Here is a 6,049-nt window from a genome sequence, read left to right on the forward strand (position 1 = left end):
CGTCGACGATGACCAGCGCGGCCGAAGCGATGGGCATGACGTTGCCGGGTTTCGCCTCGATTCCGGCGCCCGATTCGCGCCACGCGCAAATGTCCGCGCAAACCGGCCGGCGTATCGTCGAGATGGTGTGGGAGGATCTGAAGCCGTCGGACGTGATCACCGCGAAATCGATCGACAACGCGATCACCACCATCCTGGCGCTGTCGGGTTCGACCAACGCGATCGTTCATATGATCGCGCTGGCGCGGCGCACCGGTGTCGAGTTGACGCTCGATCGGTTCGACGAACTGTCGCGGCGTACCCCGGTGCTGGCCAACGTGCGACCCACCGGCCAATACCTGATGGAAGACTTCTTTTATGCAGGTGGCTTGCCGGCCATGCTGGCCGAGTTGGGTGACTTGATCGACGGCACTCAGGCCACCGTGAACGGTCGCACCTTGGGCGAAAACATTGCCGGCGCCGAGATCTTCAACGACACCGTGATCCGCCGTCGTAGCAATCCGTTGATGCCGGATAACGGCCTGGCGGTATTGCGCGGCAATTTGGCGCCCAACGGCGCGGTGATCAAACCTGGTGCGGCCGATCCCAAGCTGCACGTGCATACCGGCCGCGCGGTCGTGTTTTCCGACTACAACGACATGGCGGCACGTATCGACGACGACAATCTCGATATCGACGAGAACAGCGTGATCGTGTTGCAGAACGCCGGGCCGGTGGGCGCACCCGGCATGCCGGAATGGGGGCAACTGCCGATTCCGAAAAAACTGCTGCAAAAGGATGTGCGCGACATGGTGCGGATTTCCGATGCGCGCATGAGCGGCACGAGCTATGGCGCATGTGTGCTGCATATCGCGCCGGAATCCTTCGTCGGCGGACCGCTCGCCTTTGTTCGCGACGGCGATTTGATCGAGCTCGACGTGCCGGCGCGCAAGCTGAACGTCAAAATCTCGGACGAGGAGATGGCGCAACGCCGCGCGGCCTGGACGCCCCCCAAGCCGCGTTTCGAGCGCGGTTTTGGTGCCATGCATCAAGGGCATGTGCTGCAAGCGGATAGCGGTTGCGATTTCGATTTTCTGGTGCGCAAGAAAGATGCGCAGGATGAGCCCGAGATTCATTGATCGAGCAATGAGCGTGGCGCTGCCGGCAAGAAGGGCAGGCTGCGCATGTGTTTGAAGGGCTGCAGGACTTGGCCGGCCTCGTGCAGTGTGTTTGGGCCGGCCAGTTTGCAGCGCGTCACTCGCCGATTCGGATCATCGCTTCGGTGTGTAGCAACGGCGGAACGCGAGCCGCCGGTTTATCCCGCAGTGCCTGATAGGCTGCGATCTCCACCCGCCTCGGCGGGATTAAGACCTGACTAACCTCAGGTCTTTTTTTATGGGGCGGCGAGGGGACGAAGGGGCGACGAAGGCTCGGAAATGCGCGGGTTGGAAGATGCATTTTTCCGTTGCCGGACCCGCGAAAAGTTAGAGAAGAGGTCTATGAGTTTCGTTTATGTCTCTGATTTAGCATTCTTTTTTAATCTATCCACAGTTGCTGTGGATAACATTGTGGAGATCTTTGAATAGTTACGCTAAATGCTTGTGGCAGAAGGCGATTCTACAAATTGCCGCGAAACCGGGCGAATATAAAAATGTTATTAAAATCAATCGCTTACCTTGTGTATGTAAGTGCGCGCTGCGCATCGCATCCCCGTGGGGCGGCCGACTGACAGCGATGTGCATAAGTCAAGGACTCGCGGGTATTTTTTGATGGTATTTTTTGGGGCCGGCGGATTATATTGCTGTACTTAGCGGGCGCCAAACTCCCTGTAAATACGTGGGGATGGTTCGCTATGCCGCATGTTCGGGAAAACCGGCGCTGCCGGATGAAGTTCTCGGCGTGACGTTGGCAGTGCGATGTTCCCAGCGTGGTGTCCCAAACGTGGCGTCCAAGCGCGATGTCCCAAGCAAAACGAAGGAAGCGCCGATGCCTATCGAATGGTCGAGCATTTATACAGGTCAGGCTGATGCGCTGCACGGCTCGCTTGTCGAGATTTCCGGCTGGGCGGTGGCGCTCAGTCACGAAGCCAACATCGATTATTTTTTATTGGCGCCCGAAGCGCCTTGTTGTCACGGTTGCTTGCCGGGCGACCCGATGGCATGCGTGGAAGTGTTTACCGCATCGCCGATTCCGTTTCAAACCCATGCGATAACGATACGCGGACAACTACGCCGTTTGATCGACGACCCGGCGGGCTGGCGGTATCAACTGATCGATGCGCGGCTCATACCCGTCCAGCCCGATAATGCCGCGCCTTCTCCTGGGCGCCGGGCATTTCTTGCCTCAGGCGCGGCGCTGGGGCTCGCTGCGTGTGCGCCCGGCCGCTTCGCTGCATATACCGACTCACGTGCCGATTCAGGCACGGATTCACGCGCCGACTCATTGGTCGCTTCCACCGCCAATTCGAGCTCCAGTTCGAGCGCGCCAATCGATCGCACGAACGCATGGCGAGACGCCAAGACGATGACGATCGATATGCATAGTCACGCAGGGCGTGTGATCGTTTCACGGGATCCGGCCGTAGGCGCCAATCGCCCATTCCTGCCCCTTGCGGCGCCCATGCGTACCGGGGGCATGAACGTCGTCTGCCTAGCCATCGTGACAGACACCCTGGTTACGCGCGTGTCGTCGGACCGCAGGCGCTTCGAAGCCTATCGAACGCCGCAGGCCGGTGAGTTATATGCGCTCGGACAAGCCGAGTTCGCGCGCGTGCATACCCTGATCGAGCGCGAACAGCTCACGGTCGTGACCGACAGCGCATCCTTGAGCGCACACGGAAACCGGGGGCCGTGCGCCATTATCTCTGCCGAGGGCGCCGATTTTCTCGAAGGAGAATTGGAGCGGGTCGATGAGGCGTATTCCTTGCATCAACTGCGCCACTTGCAGCTCACGCACTATCGCGTCAACGAATTGGGCGATATCCAGACTGCGGCACCCGTCCATGGCGGCCTGACGGATTTCGGAGCCGACGTTGTCCGGCGGTGCAACACGCTGGGTATCGTGGTCGACGTTGCGCACGGCACTTACGATTTGGTCAAACGTGCGGCGACGGTCACGACCAAACCGCTTGTGCTCTCGCATACCGCTTTAGCCACTCGGCCTTCCAGTCGCAGCAGACTGATTACGCCGGACCATGCCCGGGCGATTGCGGGTACCGGCGGCGTCATCGGTGTTTGGCCGAACTCCGGGAATTTCCACGATCTGCGCGCCATGGCCGAGGGCGTCAAACGAATGACCGACGTTGTCGGTGTCGATCATGTGGGATTGGGCACAGACATGCTGGGCTTTATCTCGCCGCCGGTGTTCACCGGCTATGAGCAGTTGCCGGCGTTCGCGCAGGCGCTGCTGGACGAAGGATATACGGCCGACGAGGTGAACAAGATACTCGGTGGAAACTACCGCAGGGTGTTCGATGCCACGGTTGGGTAAGCGGGGGGCGGCGCAGAGATTCCAAGCAGTCGCAATGGACAGCTCGTCAATCGATCTTCCTCAGGGGCGGGCGCATTAATATTGCGGCCGTTAATTCATCCGGAATCCGCTGCGATATTGGATGGCTTCCGCGATGTGCAAAGCCTCCGGCTGCGGGGCTCCATCCAAGTCGGCCAGCGTACGGGCGACCTTCAAAACACGATAATGGGCTCGCGCGGACCACTGGAAGCGATGCCCTGCCTGTTCGAGCAAGTCGCGCCCACGCTGGTCCGGTTGGCAAGCCGCTTCGAGTGCGCGCGCGGTTAACGCCTGATTCGAGCAAGCTTGTCGCGCAATTTGCCGTTGTCGAGCGCTCGCCACGCGCAGCGCTACCGCGGCGCTGCTCTCTCCCGGCTGTTGGGCACGCTCGGCCAGTTCGTGAGGCGTAAGCGCTGGCATCGTAATCTGCATGTCGATGCGATCCAGCAACGGGCCCGACAATTTATTCTGATAGCGTGCCGCCTGGTCGGGCGAGCAGCGGCAGCGCGCCCGGTTATCGCTGAACCAGCCGCGCCAGCCGCAGGGGCATGGATTCATCGCAGCAATCAGTTGAGCCGCCGCCGGAAATTCGACCTGCCGTCCCGCTCGCGAAATGGTGATGTGGCCATTCTCGAGCGGCTCGCGCAGCATTTCCAGCACTTTCCGATCGAATTCGGGCAACTCGTCCAGGAACAACACGCCCAAATGCGCCAGCGTAATTTCGCCGGCCTGAGGGGGATTGCCGCCACCGATCAGCGCCGCCGCACTCGCCGAATGGTGCGGTGCTCGAAACGGACGGCGTTGCCACATCGCAGGCGAAAAGCCACCCTTGCTCAAACTCAGTACTGCCGCACAGGCCAGTGCCTCGGACGCCGTCATTGGCGGAAGAATGCCGGGCAACCGCGCGGCCAGCATCGATTTTCCCGCCCCGGGTGGACCCACGATCAGCAAATGATGTCCGCCCGCCGCGGCCACCTCGAGCGCGCGCCGAGCTGCAGCCTGCCCGATCACTTCGTCTAGATCCGGTTGGGGCGGCGGGGCGGTTGGAGCGGGAGCGCTGAGCGGTTGCAGTGCTGCGCCTGCGGCCCGCGCCAAATGAGCGCACAGGCTCGGTAAATCCGGCGCGCCGAACACGCTTACACCCGGCACCAAGGCGGCCGCGGCCGCGCTTTCAAGCGGTAGGTAAAGCTCAGGCTCGCGCGTGGCGGGAGACGAACGCGCCTGGCACTTTTCGGCGTGCGTACGAACCAATTCGCACGCCATTGCGAACACGCCCCGGATAGGCCGAAGAGCCCCGGAAAGCGAAAGCTCGCCGGCAAATTCACGGCCTTCGAGCGCCTTGATCGGTAATTGTCCGCTGGCCGCGAGGATGCCGAGCGCTATCGGCAAGTCGAAATGCCCCGATGCCTTGGGAAGATCGGCGGGCGCGAGGTTGACGGTAATACGGCGCGCGGGAAACTCGAAACGGCAATTCTGCAGAGCCGCGCGGACCCGCTCTCGGCTCTCGCGCACTTCAAGATCAGGCAATCCCACAATTGAAAACGCAGGCAGGCCATTGGCAAGATGCACTTCCACCTTGACCTCAGGCGCACCGCCTGGCGCCAGCGCGCGGCTACGGACTAGAGCGAGCGACACAACCGGGCCTTGGGTGCCGGAGCCGAAGTGGGAGGGTAGCGAGCGACCGCGTGGCCTAGCGGCTGCGGCGCTTACTGCGCAGCAGTGGTCTTCAGGCGCGCTTCGAGTTCGACGACGCGTCGTTCCAACTCTTCCAGACGCAGCCGGGTACGGATCAGCACCTGCGCTTGCGTATCGAATTCTTCGCGCGTGACCAGATCGAATTTGTTGAAACCCTGGGCCAGCATGGCCTTGACGTTGCGCTCGACGTCCTTGGCCGGGGAGTTCTTCAGCATTTCGTTGATTTTCGCTTGGATGTCTTGCAGGACTTCATTGGGTTTCATGGTTTTTCCTTGTTTGCACAAAAATGGTGCGTTATCGGTTGAAGTGTAGCGGGTGCCACGACAAACGCGCAATTATGGTGCGGATTGCGGGGTCGTGCATCACCCGGTTCACCGTTGGTTGTGTGGGCTAATGCGCGGTAATTGGCGCTGTATAGCGATTCAAAACACTCTAGCACGTCCACCACGCAGCACAGAAGCGTCCCCCTTAGGATTGACCGTACGGCCTACCTCCGGTGTTCGACGCGGGCGAGCGAGCGCAAGAGCATCATCGCGACACGGTGCGTATCAAGTCTGCGAGGTCCGATCAGGCGCGCGTTAAGCCGCGTGTTGAGCCGCATGAGGGCCGCATGGCATGGGAGTTGCTCAAGTAATTCGGTACTACTCAAAAACTGCAATATCGGCGTACTTATTGGCTTACATATCGGCCTAAACAGCGCGGCCTAAACATCGCGGCCTAAACATCGGCTGTGGTACCAAGCCACGACAGGGACATCAAGCGAGGATTCCATGAAATTGATAACCGCAATCATCAAGCCATTCAAGCTCGATGAGGCGCGCGAAGCCTTATCGGCGATCGGCGTCTCGGGGATAACCGTGACGGAGGT

The 6,049-nt window shown here is 60.6% G+C and carries 5 protein-coding genes; 3 read left to right on the forward strand and 2 right to left on the reverse strand.

From position 1 onward, the window contains the following. Positions 1-1,118, forward strand: a 1,118-nt coding sequence (locus GSQ77_RS28865; RefSeq protein WP_174246516.1) for a dihydroxy-acid dehydratase, incomplete at its 5' end; no start/stop codon positions are given. Positions 1,119-1,965: 847 nt separating this feature from the next. After that, positions 1,966-3,468, forward strand: a complete 1,503-nt coding sequence (locus GSQ77_RS28870; protein ID WP_158907537.1) for a dipeptidase — start codon at positions 1,966-1,968, stop codon at positions 3,466-3,468. Between the two features lie 90 nt (positions 3,469-3,558). Here GSQ77_RS28870 and GSQ77_RS28875 read toward each other — a convergent pair whose 3' ends face one another. Both GSQ77_RS28875 and GSQ77_RS28880 read right to left on the reverse strand, forming a co-directional pair. Then, positions 3,559-5,121, reverse strand: a complete 1,563-nt coding sequence (locus tag GSQ77_RS28875) for a YifB family Mg chelatase-like AAA ATPase (RefSeq protein ID WP_158907539.1) — start codon at positions 5,119-5,121, stop codon at positions 3,559-3,561. 71 nt (positions 5,122-5,192) lie between these two features. Beyond that, positions 5,193-5,444, reverse strand: coding sequence for an accessory factor UbiK family protein (locus GSQ77_RS28880; protein WP_158907541.1), 252 nt, complete (start codon positions 5,442-5,444; stop codon positions 5,193-5,195). Between the two features lie 507 nt (positions 5,445-5,951). On the opposite strand from GSQ77_RS28880, the gene GSQ77_RS28885 reads away from it, so the two are divergent. Beyond that, positions 5,952-6,049 (forward strand): P-II family nitrogen regulator (locus tag GSQ77_RS28885; protein ID WP_301951192.1); only part of this gene is annotated, 98 nt, incomplete at its 3' end.

This window comes from Burkholderia sp. L27(2015) (assembly GCF_009765705.1).
GTDB lineage: Bacteria > Pseudomonadota > Gammaproteobacteria > Burkholderiales > Burkholderiaceae > LMUX01.

Bases quoted from the DNA above. Each gene is read 5' to 3' on its own strand.
- GSQ77_RS28870 (WP_158907537.1), top strand. From the start codon at position 1,966: ATGCCTATCGAATGGTCGAGCATTTATACAGGTCAGGCTGATGCGCTG.
- GSQ77_RS28880 (WP_158907541.1), bottom strand. From the start codon at position 5,444: ATGAAACCCAATGAAGTCCTGCAAGACATCCAAGCGAAAATCAACGAA.